22 protein-coding genes are annotated in these 16,994 nt (G+C 47.6%); 14 read left to right on the forward strand and 8 right to left on the reverse strand.

Annotation, left to right across the window (positions count from 1 at the left end; translation table 11 throughout):
- On the forward strand, window positions 1–515 hold a 515-nt coding region (locus ACKFKH_RS20385; RefSeq protein WP_446860176.1), incomplete at its 5' end, for a hypothetical protein.
- A 211-nt stretch (window positions 516–726) separates the two neighbouring features.
- Here the strand turns inward: ACKFKH_RS20385 and ACKFKH_RS20390 are convergent.
- Window positions 727–1,077, reverse strand: a complete 351-nt coding sequence (locus ACKFKH_RS20390; protein ID WP_446860177.1) for a Dethiobiotin synthetase — start codon at window positions 1,075–1,077, stop codon at window positions 727–729.
- An 18-nt stretch (window positions 1,078–1,095) separates the two neighbouring features.
- Window positions 1,096–1,308, reverse strand: a complete 213-nt coding sequence (locus ACKFKH_RS20395) for a hypothetical protein (RefSeq protein WP_446860178.1) — start codon at window positions 1,306–1,308, stop codon at window positions 1,096–1,098.
- A gap of 4 nt (window positions 1,309–1,312) precedes the next feature.
- On the opposite strand from ACKFKH_RS20395, the gene ACKFKH_RS20400 reads away from it, so the two are divergent.
- From ACKFKH_RS20400 to ACKFKH_RS20420, 5 genes are all read left to right on the forward strand, one after another.
- Complete coding sequence (locus ACKFKH_RS20400; protein ID WP_446860179.1) at window positions 1,313–1,465, forward strand: hypothetical protein; 153 nt, start codon at window positions 1,313–1,315, stop codon at window positions 1,463–1,465.
- Window positions 1,466–1,794: 329 nt separating this feature from the next.
- Window positions 1,795–2,502, forward strand: a complete 708-nt coding sequence (locus ACKFKH_RS20405; RefSeq protein WP_446860180.1) for a helix-turn-helix transcriptional regulator — start codon at window positions 1,795–1,797, stop codon at window positions 2,500–2,502.
- A 65-nt stretch (window positions 2,503–2,567) separates the two neighbouring features.
- Entirely contained in the window at window positions 2,568–3,533 is a 966-nt protein-coding gene (locus ACKFKH_RS20410; RefSeq protein ID WP_446860181.1) for a Rieske 2Fe-2S domain-containing protein, read from the forward strand.
- 131 nt (window positions 3,534–3,664) lie between these two features.
- Window positions 3,665–3,952 carry a hypothetical protein gene (locus ACKFKH_RS20415; RefSeq protein WP_446859344.1) on the forward strand — a complete coding sequence of 96 codons (288 nt, stop codon included), beginning with the start codon at window positions 3,665–3,667 and terminating at the stop codon, window positions 3,950–3,952.
- A gap of 479 nt (window positions 3,953–4,431) precedes the next feature.
- Window positions 4,432–5,121: a class I SAM-dependent methyltransferase gene (locus ACKFKH_RS20420; RefSeq protein WP_446860182.1), complete on the forward strand. Its 690-nt coding sequence runs from the start codon at window positions 4,432–4,434 to the stop codon at window positions 5,119–5,121.
- Window positions 5,122–5,287: 166 nt separating this feature from the next.
- Here the strand turns inward: ACKFKH_RS20420 and ACKFKH_RS20425 are convergent, their stop codons facing one another.
- A complete protein-coding gene (locus ACKFKH_RS20425) occupies window positions 5,288–5,899 on the reverse strand; it encodes a TapB family protein (protein WP_446860183.1) in 612 nt (203 codons plus the stop codon).
- Window positions 5,900–6,365: 466 nt separating this feature from the next.
- On the reverse strand, window positions 6,366–7,061 hold the full coding sequence (locus ACKFKH_RS20430; RefSeq protein WP_446860184.1) for a pentapeptide repeat-containing protein: 696 nt from the start codon (window positions 7,059–7,061) through the stop codon (window positions 6,366–6,368).
- A gap of 278 nt (window positions 7,062–7,339) precedes the next feature.
- Between ACKFKH_RS20430 and ACKFKH_RS20435 the strand changes: the two genes are divergently transcribed.
- Entirely contained in the window at window positions 7,340–8,053 is a 714-nt protein-coding gene (locus ACKFKH_RS20435; protein WP_446860185.1) for a class I SAM-dependent methyltransferase, read from the forward strand.
- An 80-nt stretch (window positions 8,054–8,133) separates the two neighbouring features.
- Here ACKFKH_RS20435 and ureG read toward each other — a convergent pair whose 3' ends face one another.
- Window positions 8,134–8,778 carry an urease accessory protein UreG gene (ureG, locus tag ACKFKH_RS20440; protein WP_446860186.1) on the reverse strand — a complete coding sequence of 215 codons (645 nt, stop codon included), beginning with the start codon at window positions 8,776–8,778 and terminating at the stop codon, window positions 8,134–8,136.
- A gap of 360 nt (window positions 8,779–9,138) precedes the next feature.
- Window positions 9,139–9,837, reverse strand: coding sequence for an urease accessory protein UreF (locus ACKFKH_RS20445; RefSeq protein ID WP_446860187.1), 699 nt, complete (start codon window positions 9,835–9,837; stop codon window positions 9,139–9,141).
- A 150-nt stretch (window positions 9,838–9,987) separates the two neighbouring features.
- Between ACKFKH_RS20445 and ndhO the strand changes: the two genes are divergently transcribed.
- Complete coding sequence (gene ndhO, locus ACKFKH_RS20450; protein ID WP_446860188.1) at window positions 9,988–10,206, forward strand: NAD(P)H-quinone oxidoreductase subunit O; 219 nt, start codon at window positions 9,988–9,990, stop codon at window positions 10,204–10,206.
- A 227-nt stretch (window positions 10,207–10,433) separates the two neighbouring features.
- Complete coding sequence (locus ACKFKH_RS20455; protein WP_446860189.1) at window positions 10,434–11,105, forward strand: hypothetical protein; 672 nt, start codon at window positions 10,434–10,436, stop codon at window positions 11,103–11,105.
- A gap of 61 nt (window positions 11,106–11,166) precedes the next feature.
- Here the strand turns inward: ACKFKH_RS20455 and ACKFKH_RS20460 are convergent, their stop codons facing one another.
- A complete protein-coding gene (locus ACKFKH_RS20460) occupies window positions 11,167–12,369 on the reverse strand; it encodes a phosphoglycerate kinase (protein ID WP_446860190.1) in 1,203 nt (400 codons plus the stop codon).
- 145 nt (window positions 12,370–12,514) lie between these two features.
- On the opposite strand from ACKFKH_RS20460, the gene ACKFKH_RS20465 reads away from it, so the two are divergent.
- The gene (locus ACKFKH_RS20465) at window positions 12,515–12,919 is read left to right on the forward strand and encodes a universal stress protein (protein WP_446860191.1); all 405 of its coding nucleotides are present in this window, start codon (window positions 12,515–12,517) and stop codon (window positions 12,917–12,919) included.
- Between the two features lie 552 nt (window positions 12,920–13,471).
- A complete protein-coding gene (ylqF, locus tag ACKFKH_RS20470) occupies window positions 13,472–14,323 on the forward strand; it encodes a ribosome biogenesis GTPase YlqF (RefSeq protein WP_446860192.1) in 852 nt (283 codons plus the stop codon).
- A gap of 3 nt (window positions 14,324–14,326) precedes the next feature.
- Here ylqF and ACKFKH_RS20475 read toward each other — a convergent pair whose 3' ends face one another.
- Window positions 14,327–14,503 (reverse strand): hypothetical protein, encoded by a 177-nt coding sequence (locus ACKFKH_RS20475; RefSeq protein ID WP_446860193.1) that lies wholly within the window; start codon window positions 14,501–14,503, stop codon window positions 14,327–14,329.
- Window positions 14,504–15,020: 517 nt separating this feature from the next.
- On the opposite strand from ACKFKH_RS20475, the gene ACKFKH_RS20480 reads away from it, so the two are divergent.
- From ACKFKH_RS20480 to ispG, 3 genes are all read left to right on the forward strand, one after another.
- Window positions 15,021–15,215 carry a hypothetical protein gene (locus tag ACKFKH_RS20480; protein ID WP_446860194.1) on the forward strand — a complete coding sequence of 65 codons (195 nt, stop codon included), beginning with the start codon at window positions 15,021–15,023 and terminating at the stop codon, window positions 15,213–15,215.
- A 22-nt stretch (window positions 15,216–15,237) separates the two neighbouring features.
- The gene (locus ACKFKH_RS20485) at window positions 15,238–15,507 is read left to right on the forward strand and encodes a hypothetical protein (protein ID WP_446860195.1); all 270 of its coding nucleotides are present in this window, start codon (window positions 15,238–15,240) and stop codon (window positions 15,505–15,507) included.
- A gap of 207 nt (window positions 15,508–15,714) precedes the next feature.
- Window positions 15,715–16,935: a (E)-4-hydroxy-3-methylbut-2-enyl-diphosphate synthase gene (ispG, locus tag ACKFKH_RS20490; RefSeq protein WP_446860196.1), complete on the forward strand. Its 1,221-nt coding sequence runs from the start codon at window positions 15,715–15,717 to the stop codon at window positions 16,933–16,935.
- Window positions 16,936–16,994 lie beyond the last annotated feature (59 nt).

Raw genomic sequence — 16,994 nt, forward strand, 5'->3', positions numbered from 1 at the left:
AACTCTTCTCCCCTAGAATGACCGGGATTCTATTTCTTGGCAAGTCCCTTACCGCAAAAGCTTCAGACAGATTTCCTATTCGTATAGGGGCGAAAGAAAGTGAATTACTTGGAAGGTTTCGCCAAGAGTATTCAAAAATCATTAACGATGAGATAGAGAAGTTTCAAGCTACAACAGATTTTGATATCCAGTCAATTCAAGAATTCTGGAAGAATTTCCTAATAATCGAACCACTAAAAATGTGGTCTGTAAGTAGAGAAAGCTTTTACAAAAATCTTATTCTTTATAATAGAACGTACTCTGAACTTCATCATGAGTATCTCAAAGTTGTGAATGAAGCAGCAGAAATTGCTTCAGATTATTTCTCTGAGCCGAGCAAAAATTTGCAAAAACTGAATGAATTTTCAGACAACTTACAGCAGACTGCGATTCAACCTTCTTTTGAGCTACTTGCTGAAACAAAAATCAATCTAGAAACTGTTATTGAGAAAATTCAAAAGATTGACTTTGCTTAAGCTCATGCTACATCCGTAGCAATGCTTAGGAAGCTATTCAAAATAAGTTGAACAGATTAGTCGTATGGCTGTTTAAACTCCTACTGAAGCTAGAATTCCTGAGAAATACAAATCTATAAAACTGTATCTGAATGTTCAACTTATTTTGAATAGTTGCCTTACAAATCACCGTGTCCGCCTACTCCTTACTATCCTACCGAAACGCTCTTCTTCATCCCTGCCAAACACCAGAAAAAATGCTTTTTACGGCCAATGCGATTCGAGTTAAGTCTTCGTTGAGCAGAGGAGGGCAGTCGGAACTTTTTCTCAATCCCACTTCAAACAATTGTCGGCCTTCGCTGGACACCAGATGTAGAGCGTAAGCGAGATCTCGATCGATCGCCCCTTCTTCTTTCAACGCCTCAAACACCACCTTCAACGCCAGCAAAATCGAGGTCACCTGACCCGGCATAGGAGGATGGCTGCGCTGGAGCCGCCCCAAAAAAGTATCGGCAACACCAAAGCGAGATTGGTCTAACAAGAGACGACGAGCAGAGTCATAATCCACGATCGCAACGCTCACACAAAGAATGGTTTAAGTTTAGCCTACCGATTCGCTGCTCAAAAAAATAGAGGGAGTAGACTCTGTTTGTCCTCTCCCCCCATCGTTGTCAGGCTGTGAGCCGTCTTGAAGTTTCTTTCTTAGCAGTTGAGTTTGCTTTTTGAGTTGTCGCTGACGGGCAGTGCCGCCTTTGCCTTTGTGGTTGCGTCCCTCACGGCGAGGAGACTCCCAGCGCTTGAGCAGTCGAGCCATATCTATGTCTCCGAATCGTTTCTTTAGTTTACTACAACAAAAAGAACTCCCTTTCCTGAAGATTTTTAAGCTCGATCGTCCTATTTCGGAAAAGCGAGAGAGCTTTCTCATTTCGGACTACTTTTCATTAGCCTCTCCCAAATGGCGCTACAAGTAATTCTTCTCTAACAATTAAAGAATCTAGGAATTGCTCGGTATAAGTGCCGAAATAGAGGAGTTATCCTGCGAAGATTTGGTATAAAACCTTGAAAAACACGAGTTATGCTGATTGTATACAGGATAATTATCTTCAGAATCCTTTTACACTGTTTGTTCTAGTCAAACGGCAGAAATAATAGTTATACGGCTTGATTTATCAGTCTTGGCAGAGGTTCAAAAGATGTCTGTAGATGTTCCAGATTAAGTTTAGTTTTTACGTATAGAAGTGCGATACGGTTGATGAGAAGGGTTATATGCCTTAACAATTAAGATCAATTGATGTCCAGCATGAGGAAAGCTGACCGTCTTTTTCAACTGGTGAATCTTATCAGATCCCACCAACCCATTACAGCAGAACAACTCGCTGAACGAGTTGGTGTTTCTGTGCGTACAATTTACCGATATATCGACGATCTTTCATTGAGTGGTATTCCAGTCTACGGTGAGCCTGGTGTCGGTTATGCTCTGGATGAAGATTTTGAGTTGCCGCCGCTCACTTTAACGCATGATGAAATTGCCGCTCTTATGTTGGGTGTTGAAATGCTGTCGCGATCGACTGGGACTGATTTGGAGGCAGCAGCAAAAACGCTTCTCAGCAAAATTGGAGCAGTGTTGCCGCCACGCAGTTTTGATCCAACTCGCGCATCTATTCGGGCATTAGGTCATCTTTTGAGTGACCAAAGCTTAAGATATTGGAACGATCTCTATCGAGCCATTCAACAGCAACAAGCCGTCAAAATCGAGTACTTGAGCTTGAATGAGCAACTGTCTCAGAGAATCATCTTCCCGTTGGGACTATTCTGCTGGGGCAGTAAATGGACGGTTGGAACCTGGTGTACGCTCAGAAAAACCTACAGAGATTTCCGCATTGATCGCATTCAAGATCTGGATTTTGCTTCAGATTTTGAATTTCCAAGTCAAGCAATTAATCTTGATACATATACAGAATTTCAACTTGAGAGAATGAAATTATCTGGATTTCAGCCACTGACATAACGCTGTCAGGAGCAGAGTTCTATGTTGGACAACATCCAAGAACTTGTGATGGAGTTGATTTTGCCATGTTTGAGATGTTTCCTAACTTTTGGACTCCTGTGTTGCCTGTCGCTGAAATTGGGACAGTTCCCATTGCAGTTGAATTAGCGGGCGAATCACTCGTTCTATTTCGGAGTTCGTCTGATCAGTTTGCAGCGTTTCTGGATCGCTGTCCTCATCGCGGTGCGCCGCTTTCACAGGGACAAGTGACAGCCGACGGTTGCCTTGAATGTCCCTATCATGGCTGGCAGTTTGCCGCAAATGGTGCTTGTGTTCAGGTTCCCTTCAACTCACTCAACTCAACTCACCTCTCAAAACTGTTGATCGTGAGCTTTCCGGTCAGAGTGGTTGCAGGGATGCTCTGGATTTTTACAGGAACCGAAAATGTGCCAGAACCAGAGTTGCCGTCGAGCTTATTAGAGTTCGAGGATCGCTATGTAATTCACCATGAGATCTGGAATGCTCATTGGACACAGGCAGTTGATATTTCGCTGGATTATCTGCATCTTCCTTTTGTTCATCGAAATTCATTTGGTGGCGAGCTAAATGACGCAGCACACAAAGATGCGATCGCCCAAATCACTGTTACTTCAACAGCAGATGGGATGACGGTTACCAATCGGCTCAATACCTTATCCTCTGGAACTGAAATTGACTGGCATCAGCCGAATAATATCGTTTTAAACCTAGACGGAATGCCTCTTCTTCCCCATTTCTTTGCCATTCCGATTAACACTCAGCAAATGCGATTTATGCAGGTTCTTCTACCCAACCCTGGGATCGATCGGAGTAACTTCGATTTTGCTGAGTTTTTTGCAGCATCCGACGACGATCGGACTATGGTTGAGTCACAAATCGGTGAAGTTCCCAATGTAAACGAAGGATATAATGTGCCTACTGATGAACCCTCACTGAGATTTCGTCGTTGGTACTACCGCGCAGTGAAAAATGAGAGAACAGAAGCTACTCAAGACACGAGTGCTGGTAGATGACATTCAGTGGCGACAGCCGTATAATCGGGTCGCCGGAGGGTTTTCCCCTCCAGCTCCCACAGCACCCCGCATGCGGCTCCGCACGGGGCGCTTCCTCAAAGAGGTTTAGACGGTTTGAATCCGAAGAATCAATGTCCAGGGGTGGTTACGCAATTAAGCGCCGACAGTTTAGCTCCCCCATCCGGGTTCATCGCCACGTCGAGCTTTACGGCTCCTCCCTGCTCTCTGAAGTTCAGCCCAACACCGGAGTCCCACCCATTACGATGAGCCTTTGGCTACTATGGCATCTGCTGACTTCTGCTCAATCACCCCGTTACCACCAGACGTGCTACCTGAGCTTCCGTAGGGTTCTGTGGCTACCTCACCGTTTCCAGCTAGACCTCAATCAGACTCCCGTAGACACTCAGACCGCCGCTTGAGCAGATCTCCCCAGATAAGAGCGTGAACTGTCCCGCCGCAACCGTGTCATTTACTGTGTCCCCTGAACCAAAAGGCTTTGTGATGTTGTGCTCACAAAGCCACAGGGATCTCAGCCTTCTAGGACATTTCTGTTCGTCGGCTCGCAGGTTTGCCGCTGGCTTCCTTCAGACCCTTCCTCGCGGAAACGCCCTTGCCTTAAGCTAGTCGTTGTCGTCACTCGGATCTATAGAAGTGATCATTTGGACGTTGGTTCTCCGACAGGGGACTTTCACCCCATTAGTTCACGCCCATGCTGGGCGTACACAATTCGCTTGGAGCGGACGTTCAGAGTCTTTTCGTCTAGCGTTTAAGTTCTCTCATCGCCGCTCAACCGGAACGTTAGCTGGCTTCGTTCTGGTCGATAGGAGCGTTGTTTACAAGTCGTCGGTGGGGAGGGAAAATTAATTGGATCTTGAATTGTTTTTAACTTTGACTAGCTATGCGTTGCCCTCAATGTTTACAAGAGGTCAAGGAGTCGATTAAGCATTGTCAATGTGGTTTTGCCTTTGATGATGTAGCGTTGGTCGATTTACAAGATTGGTTTGCAAAGGTCAAAAAAACCTTGGAAACAGCGTATGCAGTCGCACCTACTGCGTGGCAACAATCTGGTAAGAGTGGGACATTTGAGGATTGGATACGACTTCGGATCGTAAACATAGCACCAGTGAAGCGATCAGGTACATATCTCGATATTGGTTGTGCGAATGGGTATTTGTTGGAGTGTCTAGTCGCTTGGGCAAAGTTAAAAGGCGTTGAGATTACACCTCACGGTCTGGACTATTCAGCCAAACTTGTTGATTTAGCTCGACAACGCCTTCAATCTTCGGGCAATATTTATATGGGTAACGCCTGGAATTGGACTCCGCCGCAGTGCTTTGATTATGTGCGAACTGAACTCGATTACGTGCCGCGCAATTATCGAAAGCCTTTTGTCGAAAGATTATTGGCTGAGTTTGTTGCTCAAAGCGGTCGATTGATCATTTCTCAATATCGCAGTCGTCGTGATGATTTAACTCAGGGCTGGGTTGATCAAGAGCTAGAAGGGTATGGGTTTCGAGTCGTTGAGACACATTCCGGGTATGACGGAAACGGTTTAGAATTATGTCGTGTAGCGGTTTTGCAATCGTAGTCGCGATCAGCCAGCTCACAATCCGCTTGCACACCGACCGTTGAGAGTTGGTTGGCTGAGAACGAAAGGTTACTAGCGGCGGGTGAAGCGGGTCGTTAGCCCGCATGACAGCAACCGCATCATTTACTGTGTCCCTTAAATCACAGATCTCGTTGACAAAACAGGATTAGGTTTTGATTCTAAAGCTGTAATCCTGGAGTTCCGTAGTGCGGGCGGCAGGTCTAGAACTTTTGTAGTTGGAATATTCCTCTGACTTCACCAACCCAACCCCACTGGCATACCAGGAGATAGTTTTTTGATTCGGAATCAGCGACCCCTGCGTTTCAACTTTCATGGATAGAAATTTACCTGCCGGAACAACCACAGTTTCGCTGGCGACAACCTTACTCACTTCAATAGTGGGCACCCCAAAAAATCCCTTGCCCTCCCACACCCAAGAATCCCCTGGTTGTAGCGGATTTTTGAGTACAATGCGTGGCGGCTCAAACGAAAAACCTCGATTCTCTTTCGACCATAGGGGATATTCATTGCGATGAGCAAGCACTTGCCCAGCAGGTTTAGAGTACCATTCTCGCAAGAATAGTTCACTTGGCTTGTCCTTAGACGGTGTTCCAATCACATACAGGAGCGTGCCATCGGTTTGTCTCTCCTGACTCACCCCGCTCAACTTATATTTGGAAGTGACAGATCCGTAAACAGAAGATTCCACATCGACGGTTTGGTACTGCCACCAATCACCAACGCGGAGGGGGAAATAATCGGGGGTTAGGGAAGCCAATGGGTTGAGGCCGGCAATTACTGTACCGCTGAACACAAGCAGCAAACCCAAAAAAAATACCAACTTAGTGGAAGCGTTATGATTCGGTTTTTTCATTACAGGATCACACTTGGACTGGGTTTGTTCTGAGCTAACTGAGATTGTTGACCAAGAGAATTAACTCATCAAGAGATATCGCTTAAACTCTCAGACAAGCGTGAATGCGTCTATCGTAAGCGATCGGTGAGGCATGGTCTAACAACACAGTGGAGCGGACGGTATAGAGTCTTTGCATTTCGTTTCAGTCATTTCTGCCGCTTACGTTACAGGTGGTGGCGGTGGTTTGAGAATTACTGGTTAGATGAACAACAAAACACCTACTAAGACCTCAAAAATCTAGTAGGTGTAGAGTAGTTTCAGTCGTTCTTTAGTCTGGCTCAAACGGTTTCTGTCAGTTGATTGTTCACGGATTGAGCATCAATTTTGTTCAACTGGGAGAATCGTTGTAATTGATGATTTTGCCATTAGAACCGATCACGTAGGTGAAATGAGCATCTGTAAGGTTGGCATTAGTCAAATTAGAACCAGTCAAAATAGTGTAAACAAGGTTAGCACTAGTCAAATCAGCACCACTGAGATTACTTTCGGTCATCTGAGTATTTTTCAAATTAGCACCACTCAAGTTAGCATTCTCAATCAAACAGTTGCTCAGGTCGGCTCCACTCAAATTAGCACCACTCAGGTTAACTTTCCGCAAATCGGACTCACTCAAATTAGCACCACTCAAATTGATTCCGCTCAAGTCAACACCCATCGGAAACTTTTTCCCAAATTTTAACCGGATCAGGTAGATTCCACTAAAATCCCGTTCTCCAGCAGCATAACGCTCCAGCAAATCCTCAGCACTCAGCACTCCACCCTCCACCAAAGAATTGATATTCTCTTCAATGAAGTTTTTGACTTGTTCAACTAGAGTCGGCATCGCGTGTGTCCTCTCATAAATGAATATTTCTTCGATCGCGACATTCAACAGGCTGGCAATTTTGAAAGCCATCTCTAGGCTGGGGTCAAACTTTCCAGATTCAAACCCATTTACTGACTGACGACTGACTCCCAGTTGTCTGGCAAGTTCAGCTTGTGACCATCGGTGCAGTTGGCGAAGTTCTTTCAGTCGGTTTTTCATGGGGTTGCCTGCTCACCGTCAAGTACTACCTTACATCTTTGTCGAGTAGAGTGTCAAGTAATGCCTGACAAATTATGTCTGTGATATCGTTTGGAGTCGTTAAACTCTCGCCTCAAACGCGGCAGAACAACGCTGTTGCAGCGGGCAACAAAGTTGGTTGGTGTTATGGCAGAGGTTGTGGATAGCCACTGAACAGCAACGTTATGCTGAACTTCAAGGTCAAGATAACATTGGGTAAAAAGTAGAATATTGCTATTGATTTAGGGATCAAGTGAAAGATGAACAAGATTGAGAAAAAAAACCATTGGATGCTAGACGAATTGAAGAGCGCAGGCAGAGAAAATCTTGATGCCGAGCACGCATCTCAATATGACGTTAAGGAAGATGCTAGTGTCATGGAAGAGGTGGCACTTATGAAAAGGTTTGGACTTAATGAGCAATCAGAAGTGATAGACATTGGCGCAGGTACTGGACAGTTCACGCTTGCTGTTGCCTCAATGTGTACACGGGTGGTTGCAGTTGACGTTTCGCCTGTAATGCTGGACGTGCTCAAGGCAAAGGTTAGTGAGTCTTGCCTACGGAATGTTAAAGTTGTCCAGTCTGGTTTTCTCACTTATGAACACCAAGGAAGGCAAGCTGATATCGTCTATTCTCGCTATGCACTCCATCACCTTCCCGATTTCTGGAAAGCTCTAGCTCTTCAACGACTTCGACATATCGTTCGGACGGGAGGTGTGCTTCGGCTGTGGGATGTTGTCTACAACTTCGATCCGTCAGAAGCAAAGGATCGCCTTGATGAGTGGTGTGCCACGCTCAACGACGATCCTGAAGATGGTTGGACTCGGACTGATCTCGAAGAACACATCCGTGATGAGCATTCAACCTTCACTTGGCTTCTGGAGCCAATGATAGAGCGTGCTGGTTTTCATATTGAGGATGTTGTGTATTCACCAGACGGCATCTTTGCTAGGTATATTGCTCGTGCAATCTAAATACCTTGAATTAGCTAGTTGACTAACTACAGTTTGGTTTGTGGCTGTTTTCGCTTAAATCTACTGCACCCTGCTTATCGTTAATGCAAGTGCAAATTACGCTGAGTTGTCGATCTTGTACCAAGAGCCAACCCCGCTTGAGTTTGAATAAACTCTAAAATTTCGCTCAGTCCAACTTGAAGTTTGAGGTTTGTGAAGACGAAAGGCTTGTCTCCGCGCATCTTTTTAGCATCGCGCTCCATAACGCTCAAGTCAGCACCTACATAGGGGGCTAGATCTGTTTTATTAATGACAAGCAAATCAGACTTTGTAATACCTGGGCCACCTTTTCGGGGAATTTTGTCGCCGCCTGCTACGTCGATCACATAAATATTCAAATCGACAAGTTCGGGACTAAAGGTTGCGGCTAGATTGTCACCGCCACTTTCGACCAGAATTAAATCTAGATTTAGAAATCGCTGTTCGAGGGTTTCGATCGCCGCCAAATTCATTGACGCATCTTCTCGAATCGCCGTATGAGGACAACCCCCCGTCTCAACACCGAGAATGCGATCGCGCTCCAGGGCCTGACTTTTCACCAAAAACTGAGCATCTTCTTGCGTATAGATATCATTCGTTACAACCGCAATGTTGAACGTTTGCCGCATTGCCTTACACAACGCATCCACTAGCGCCGTTTTGCCCGATCCAACTGGCCCTGCGATTCCCACTCGAAATGCATTCATAGAATTTTTGCTTCTGGTTTGACCCGAAAAGTTGTAGTCGTCGCTGGTTACGATTCAATGCTTATCAAGGCTTAGAATTCACTGAGAACCCTGGTCTCAAAGTCCCCCAAAATTGGCACTTGGGAGGCAGAAGATCTCAACAACGCAGCCTGGAGATTCATTGAATTGACATACCAATTAAAATTCAGGCGTTGCTGAATCAGGGGATGAAATGCCCAAAGCGGAGGGAAACCCAAGGTTCAAAGTCCCTCATTTTTGGGGGATTTAGAGGGCGAAAAGATGGACACTTCCCACAGAGTCATCCCTCCAATCAGCAACGCCAAAATTCATTGTTTGCAATTCATTGTACAGGACTCATATTTAGCTGCGAAACAGGCGACTATAGAGCGTTTCATGGGCCATACTTGCCAGAGATAATCCCCAGCCGCAGGTCGAGAGGTCGTCGTCTTGCAGCGTCAAAACTTCTTGAGTCGATCGCTCGATCGCTTCCCCCAATCCCAGCAATAATCTTTGTCCAGCCGTCTGTCCGAGGGGAATCAGTTTCACGCCAGCGCTGATCAAATTGGTCGCCCAACTGTGGAGATAGCCCAACACTGCCGATCGTTCATCAATTTCCCAACTCGCGGACACAATGCCGAAGGCGATCGCAAAGTTGCAGTTTTCGGAGGGGGTGAGGAGCGAGGCGTGAGGCGTGAGGAGCAATGAGTCGGGCTGAAGGTCTTGAAAGAGGCATCGTAGCGATCGCCCCATTTGCCAACTTTGCGATCGTAGTTCTTCGGTTTCTCTCGCAGCCGATAGCCAGCGGTTCCAATACAGCACAGTGGCAGGGTCAGAGAGCGAACGGGCCGCCCGCACCATCACAGCCGCTTCGAGGCGCGCCGCTCCATACCGCAATTCTTGTCTTAGCCAATGTTCTAGACTTTCTGCACTCTCAATTTTTCCAGATTGAACGATCGCCTCAACCCCTTCTGAATAGCTGTAAGCTCCCACAGGCAACGTAGAACTGGCAAGCTGTAACAGGCGTAGCAGAGCAGTCTCTTGCATCATTTCTTGAACCATTAAGCCACCTTAGTTAATCTGAAGTCGCGACATGCCGCACTCTCATCTATTAAACCAACCTCACACATCAATCGTATCCATCTATTATTTGTCTAAAATCTTCACCCAAAACTGCCTAAAATGCTAAGTAAGTCCAGTTTGAGGTAGATTATGGCAATCAAAAGAGGCGATCTGGTGCGTGCGGTGCGAGAAAAACTAGAAAACAGTTTGGAGGCACAGGCCAGCGATGCGCGGTTTCCCTCCTACATTTATGAAACTAAGGGCGAAGTGGTCGATATGAAGGGCGATTATGCTTTCGTTAAGTTTGGTGCCGTGCCCACACCCAATGCCTGGTTGAGAATTGATCAGCTTGAACCTTTTGAATCATAGAGTGCTGCTAAGTTAAACGAGTCGTTGGTGAATTTTAATCGATCGCCAGCGACTTTGCTTTTTGAGCATCTTCTAAAGGCTCGATCGTAAGTGGCTATTTCATGACAAAGCCTGAATTTTGAATCACACTCATGAAGAAGACTCAACTTGAGAAAGAGTTAAGACTTTGGGCAACTAGGGCAAAGTGAGGCTATCAAGTTCTTAATCTATAGAAAGCGCGATCAACCATGAATCGACGATGGGCAGGTTGTCTGATAGGTTGTCTGGTTTTGACGGCGGCAGGAGGATACACGTTTTCATTGGTCGCTGCGACTCCAGAAGAAGCGCTACGCCAGCCTTTTTCATGTCCCGGTAGGCCAGATTTAGAAGCAAAGAACTTTCAGGTCTTGACTACGCGCAAATGGTCGAAGGGCATCGTCGCGGTTTATCGGGGGGCTTGCCCAGATGACGATAAGCCCACCTTTGCCAGCGAAAAGAAGGCCTCAAAACAGGTATTAAGCTACCGAGCCATGAAGCGAATCGGCATGGAGTGGCACCTGAGCAGCAGTGGGAGCCATCCGGCTCAGGAATCTCAAAAGGCTAAATCTACGTCAGCCAAGCTGATTGACTACGGAGTAAACCGCGCTGCCGTCAAAGGCAAAGACCGCCACACCGTTCTCTATGGTCAAGTACTGTCACCCCAGGTCTCGGCGATCGAAGCCACCTTTAACAACGGCAAAAGCCTGCGTGATGAGAGTCCAGACGGCATGTTTGCGATCGTCGCTCCGGGGGCAACGGGCGTATGTGACATTCGAGTTTTTGGCTACGACAATCAAATCTTGCAGCGCGAAGAACTGATTTCACGCAACTCATCCGGCAAAGATGGCAACACCTGTCAGCCCATCTCAGGGCAATTGTAAAGGGGAATAGGCTGTAGAAAGCTTTGACCAAACGGCTCCCGACCTCCATTCCCCAATTTTTTTACGCTTCGTCCAGGGCTGCAATTCCGGGCAATTCTTTGCCTTCGAGCAGTTCGAGACTGGCACCGCCACCTGTAGAAATGTGGCTCATCTGACTGGCAAGACCAACTTTTTCGACGGCTGCTACTGAGTCACCGCCTCCGATAATGGTTGTAGTGCCTTTGGGTGTGAGTTCGGCTAGGGTGTGGGCGATCGCTTCTGTCCCCGCCGCAAACTTATCAAATTCAAACACGCCCATCGGCCCATTCCAAATCACACTCTTGCAGTCAGCCAGCGCTTCTTGAAACACTTTGATCGAGTCAGGGCCGATATCCAAGCCCATCCAGCCGTCGGGAATGCTCTCAATGCTGGCGATTTGAGTGTTAGCATCCGCTGAGAAATTGTCTGCGAGAACCACATCCGTGGGCAACAGCAGCGCAACCCCTTTTTCTTTGGCTTTAGCTTCTAATGTTTTGGCGAGTTCCAATTTATCTTCTTCGACGAGCGACTTACCGACGCTCAGACCACGAGCTTTGTAGAAGGTAAAGATCATGCCGCCGCCAATTAGCAGTTTGTCAACCTTATCTAATAGTGTTTCGATTACGCCGATTTTGCTAGAGACTTTGGAGCCACCGACGATCGCCGCCAAAGGACGTTGAGGCTGCTCGATCGCGTTCTGCAAGTACTCCAATTCTTTCTCAACCAGCAGCCCAGCGACAGAAGGTTTGAGATACTTGGTAACGCCTTCGGTCGAAGCGTGGGCGCGGTGAGCCGTTCCAAAAGCGTCATTGACGTACAAGTCAGCCACAGCAGCCAGCTTTTGAGCAAATTCGGGATCGTTCTTTTCTTCTTCTTTGTAAAACCGAACGTTTTCGAGCAGCAGCACATCGCCCTCTTTTAGCTGAGAGACGGCGGCAGACACTTCATCTCCGATACAATCATTGGTTTTGGCAACAGGCTGACCGAGCAATTCAGAGAGACGCTGAGATACAGGAGTCAAACGCAGCTTATCATCCACCCCTTTTGGTCGCCCAAAGTGACTGCAAAGGATGACTTTTGCCCCTTTGGATGTGAGATTTTGAATCGTCGGCAAAGCGGCCCGAATGCGGGTATCGTCCGTAATGTTGCCCTGATCGTCTACCGGAACGTTAAAGTCTGCTCGCACCAATACACGTTTGCCTTGCAGATCAGAGGAGGATAAGTTGTTGACAGTCTTCTTGGGCACGGATGGGTCTCCTAAGTGAGTCTTTCTACCTATTCCTATTTTTCCATTAAATTGTCACGTCGATCGCAGATTTGAGCGATCGTGCGCTAACTTCAGAAAATAGAGAACGTTTTGTTCAATTGTCCGAATTTCGGAGACAACATTCATGTTTAAGACTGTTCTGTTTCCAGTGGATCAAAGCCGCGAATCTCGTCAAGCCGCTGAAACGGTTGCTGACCTGGTACAAACTCATCAAAGTCGGCTGGTGATTCTCTCTGTCGTTGAGCCTTCTGACGAAACTCCTACGCCTGACACCATGACTTCTCCAGAAGCAGTGGCAGAACTCTTGCAAAATGCCAAAAATCTCTTTTCTCAGCAAGGCATCGAACCCGAAGTCTTAGAGCGAGAGGGAAAGCCCGCCTTCACGATCTGCGATGTTGCCGACGAAGTAGGAGCCGATTTAATTGTTATGGGTTGCCGAGGATTGGGACTGACGACCGAGGGGGCGATCGAGAGTGTCACCAATCGAGTGATCAGCTTGTCGCCTTGTCCGGTGCTGGTTGTTCCGTAAGAGAGGGAGGAGGGAGGAGGGAGGAGGGAGGAGGGAGGAAAGCGCTTAAGATGGAGGTTTGTGAGTAACCCATACAGGTAGTCAGTTCTGAAAGTCTTTGACAGGTGAGCTTGAATTTAGGTAGAGCCGACGAAATTCTGAACTTTGAACGAGAACTTTTGTCTGAAAGTCTCCAGAACTAGGGGGTTGGGGGGCAAAAGCGTTGAGTAACAAAGCAAAAATTTTCATCAAACTGGCGCTATATTCATCTCCATCTCCCTCTCTTAAGAGAACTCCGACAACCTGGAACCCGTGTAAACAGCCAACCGTAAAAGGACGTGAATTCGATGAAATCTTTCGCTGCGGTTGTGAATCCAGGCAGCCCCCTAAATCCCCCACGAGTGAGGGACTTTGAACCCAAGATCTTGTCTGAAAGTCCCCCAAAGTTGGGGGGTTGGGGGGCAGAAGCGCTGAAGAACGAAGCAAAAAAACCTCATCGAATTCACGTTAAAAGGCTGAACTTGAAACCTGGTTACCCTGACCCCCATTCATCCCTCATCCCTCATCCCTCCCATGTCCTCCCCTCCCATCCAGTGGTATCCCGGTCACATCGCCAAAGCAGAACGATCGCTGCTTGAGCAACTTAAGCGTGTCGATGTCGTTCTGGAAGTGCGCGATGCACGAATTCCGTTGGCGACGCACCACCCCCAGGTCAATCAGTGGATCGAGGGCAAAGGGCGCGTCTTGGTTCTCAATCGTGTCGATATGGTGTCTTCTGAAATGCGGCAGCGCTGGACAAAATGGTTTCGATCACACGGCGACGAGCCTCACTTTACAGACGCGCAACATGGTAAAGGGATTGAGGCGATTTCTCAGGCAGTCCAGGAAGCGGGGGCACAGGTCAATCAGAGAAGGCGCGATCGCGGAATGCTGCCCCGGCCGATTCGAGCGGTTGTGATTGGCTTTCCTAACGTGGGCAAGTCGGCGCTGATCAATCGCTTACTCAAACGTAGAGTCGTCGAAAGTGCTCGCCGCGCAGGGATCACTCGCCAATTGCGCTGGGTGAGAATTTCGGATCAAATCGAATTGTTGGATGCGCCAGGAGTCCTACCCAACAAGCTCAACGACCAGGACGCAGCCCTAAAACTTGCAATTTGTGATGACATTGGTGAAGCAGCTTATGATAACCAGCGCGTGGCGGCTTCTCTAGTCGATCGCCTTCAGTCCCTCCAGCTTACTTCCTCGCTGCAAGCCCGATATGGATTAGCGCTGGACGATTTGACTGGTGAAAGCTACATCAAAACCTTCGCGGAACGAAAAATCCAGGGCAATCAAGAGCGGGCGGCTCGTCAAATTCTCAATGATTTTCGGAAGGGAGCATTGGGCGCGATCGCGTTAGAGTTGCCCCCCTCAGATATCCTCTAATCGTTACGCTTCTACTGAGTCGTCGAGCTTTCTCCAGGCAGAATACAAATCTTCTTCGATGCGATCGACGACTCCTTTTGCGTCAACAACCATCACTTTCAAGGTTGTCTGATACACATCGTTGAGCATTTGATGACCGTATCCGACGACTTTTCCAAACCGTCCAGTTTTCCGATTCAAAGCAAAATCACCCACTGAAAACATTCCCCTGTCCCTATTTTTCTGAACGTTACTTAAGAAGAGAATGCAAAACTCAACCGGGGATCACCTCCCTCTATCAGTAGATTCCTAAGCGCTGAATGTCGCAAATCAGATCAATGCGATCGTGTTTTCCCTGGCGTACCAAAAATTTCAAGCCGGGTTGAATTAAACTTTTCAAGAAATTTTGGAAGAAGTAGGAACCTTCAGCGATGCGGTTCGTCCACTACCTCGAAGCCAAGCGAAATCTGATGAACCCTTTGTGTTTGCAGCGGACTTTTTACGGGTTGTGATCGCCGTATATTAGCCGCAAATATTTCTAAATCGAAACGTGGTTTTTGTCTAGATCAGCGAAAATCGTCAAGTAAGTTAAGAATTGCAACACATCGCTAAAGCGGTTGACCTGCATAAGCTTTTAGGTGACCCGGTGTATAGCTTGATAGAGATAGCTTCATATAGCAATGCTCTTGCTTAACTAAATGCGTCTTGGGGTGTTTTCATGGCTCTGATTCGTGAGGTAGTGCAACAGGCACTCAATACTGGCTTGCTAACCATCGAAGCTGAAAATCAACTCCGCCAGCTTCTGATGACCAAGTACGATCGAGAAGATTTTCGAGCCTTCATGGTTTTACAAAACGCTGCGATGTCAGGCTGTGTGAAACAAGAATCTCGATCGTTGATCTCCTCTTCATAACGTCCAAAGTCCAGAGTCCCAAATGCAAGACGATCGAGAAGATTTCCAAGCCCTGATGGTTTTGCAAATCGCCACGATCCCTGCTGTGTGGAACAAAAGTTTGGCGATCGTTGTTTCTTGTTACGGTCAGCTTGATGGAGGGTTCACGTCGTTGTTCAGCCCTTCTGCCCAAAAAATTCCCACTTCTGAAGCACCTTCTAGACAAACCTTTCACTCTGAAGTCAGTCACTTGTGGGGTTTGAGGGCATTTCCAGATTTGCAACCCCTGATGGATCAATCAGAGCGACAGTAGCAGCAAGATTCATCTAACTCACATCTTCTACGTCGTAGCGTCCAAAGTCTAACGTCCTAAAAGTCACCCACAAACAGACTTTTCCAAGGATTTTCCTCATTTTCAAGACTGTTGGTTAGAAAGCACACAAAAGCGCTCTATCTGTGGCAATCTGAAAGACAGAAAGACTACTGAGTCCGTCTTGTTGCTGTTGAGCTTATCCAGCGTATGCAAACTTTGCCTAGCCCTGTCACTTCTGTTGCTTCCCCACTGTCGATCGACACCACCATTCACCGTCGCAAAACTCGCCCTGTCCCCGTTGGCAGCATCACGATCGGCGGCAACAACCCCGTCGCAGTGCAGTCCATGATCAACGAAGACACCCTGGATATTGAAGGATCGGTTGCGGCGATTCGTCGGCTCCATGAGATCGGCTGTGAAATTGTTCGCGTTACCGTGCCCAGCATGGCCCACGCCAAAGCAATGGAGGAAATTCGAGACAAACTACACCAGACTTACCAACCCGTCCCGCTCGTCGCCGACGTACATCACAACGGGCTGAAGATCGCCCTAGAAGTCGCAAACTATGTAGACAACGTGCGAATCAATCCAGGATTATATGTCTTTGAAAAGCCCAAGAGCGATCGTACCGAGTACACCGATGCAGAATTTCAAGAAATTGGCGAAAAAATTCGGGAGACATTAGAACCGCTCGTCATTTCCCTTCGTGACCAAAACAAATCGATGCGGATTGGCGTTAACCACGGCTCCCTCGCAGAACGAATGCTCTTTACGTATGGCGACACCCCCCAGGGCATGGTCGAATCCGCTCTAGAGTTTATCCGTATTTGTGAATCCCTCAACTTCTACCATATCGAACTCTCGCTCAAAGCCTCCAAAGTGCCCGTCATGCTGGCCGCAAATCGCCTCATGGTGCGCCGCATGGACGAACTGGGAATGGACTATCCCCTCCATCTAGGCGTGACCGAAGCCGGAGACGGCGAATACGGACGCATCAAGTCTACCGCCGGGATTGGCACTCTACTTGCAGAAGGCATCGGCGACACCATTCGCGTTTCTCTCACAGAAGCGCCCGAAAAAGAGATCCCCGTCTGCTACGGCATTTTACAAGCCCTGGGACTCCGCAGAACGATGGTCGAGTATGTCGCCTGCCCTTCCTGCGGACGAACGTTGTTTAATCTCGAAGAAGTTTTGCACAAAGTGCGCGAAGCCACTCAGCATCTCACGGGGCTAAACATCGCGGTCATGGGCTGCATCGTCAACGGGCCAGGCGAGATGGCAGACGCGGACTATGGCTACGTCGGCAAACAGGCAGGCTTTATTTCTCTCTACCGAGGGCGAGAAGAGATTAAAAAAGTTCCTGAAAGTGAGGGCGTGACGGAGCTAATTAATCTAATCAAGTCTGACGAGAAGTGGATCGACCCCTAAAAGGTAAGCGGTGGGTTTTGAGGAAGATTGCAAATTTAACGCTGATCCCTCAAAACTCA

Source organism: Phormidesmis sp. 146-20, from assembly GCF_052939475.1.

Coding starts and splice junctions, on each gene's coding strand:
- ACKFKH_RS20455 (WP_446860189.1), top strand. CDS start 10,434: ATGAATCGACGATGGGCAGGTTGTCTGATAGGTTGTCTGGTTTTGACG.
- ndhO (WP_446860188.1), top strand. CDS start 9,988: ATGGCAATCAAAAGAGGCGATCTGGTGCGTGCGGTGCGAGAAAAACTA.
- ureG (WP_446860186.1), bottom strand. CDS start 8,778: ATGAATGCATTTCGAGTGGGAATCGCAGGGCCAGTTGGATCGGGCAAA.
- ylqF (WP_446860192.1), top strand. CDS start 13,472: ATGTCCTCCCCTCCCATCCAGTGGTATCCCGGTCACATCGCCAAAGCA.
- ACKFKH_RS20395 (WP_446860178.1), bottom strand. CDS start 1,308: ATGGCTCGACTGCTCAAGCGCTGGGAGTCTCCTCGCCGTGAGGGACGC.
- ACKFKH_RS20420 (WP_446860182.1), top strand. CDS start 4,432: ATGCGTTGCCCTCAATGTTTACAAGAGGTCAAGGAGTCGATTAAGCAT.
- ACKFKH_RS20435 (WP_446860185.1), top strand. CDS start 7,340: ATGAACAAGATTGAGAAAAAAAACCATTGGATGCTAGACGAATTGAAG.
- ACKFKH_RS20445 (WP_446860187.1), bottom strand. CDS start 9,837: ATGGTTCAAGAAATGATGCAAGAGACTGCTCTGCTACGCCTGTTACAG.
- ACKFKH_RS20465 (WP_446860191.1), top strand. CDS start 12,515: ATGTTTAAGACTGTTCTGTTTCCAGTGGATCAAAGCCGCGAATCTCGT.
- ACKFKH_RS20415 (WP_446859344.1), top strand. CDS start 3,665: ATGTCCAGGGGTGGTTACGCAATTAAGCGCCGACAGTTTAGCTCCCCC.
- ispG (WP_446860196.1), top strand. CDS start 15,715: ATGCAAACTTTGCCTAGCCCTGTCACTTCTGTTGCTTCCCCACTGTCG.
- ACKFKH_RS20400 (WP_446860179.1), top strand. CDS start 1,313: ATGTCTCCGAATCGTTTCTTTAGTTTACTACAACAAAAAGAACTCCCT.
- ACKFKH_RS20410 (WP_446860181.1), top strand. CDS start 2,568: ATGTTTGAGATGTTTCCTAACTTTTGGACTCCTGTGTTGCCTGTCGCT.
- ACKFKH_RS20405 (WP_446860180.1), top strand. CDS start 1,795: ATGAGGAAAGCTGACCGTCTTTTTCAACTGGTGAATCTTATCAGATCC.
- ACKFKH_RS20430 (WP_446860184.1), bottom strand. CDS start 7,061: ATGAAAAACCGACTGAAAGAACTTCGCCAACTGCACCGATGGTCACAA.
- ACKFKH_RS20480 (WP_446860194.1), top strand. CDS start 15,021: ATGGCTCTGATTCGTGAGGTAGTGCAACAGGCACTCAATACTGGCTTG.
- ACKFKH_RS20485 (WP_446860195.1), top strand. CDS start 15,238: ATGCAAGACGATCGAGAAGATTTCCAAGCCCTGATGGTTTTGCAAATC.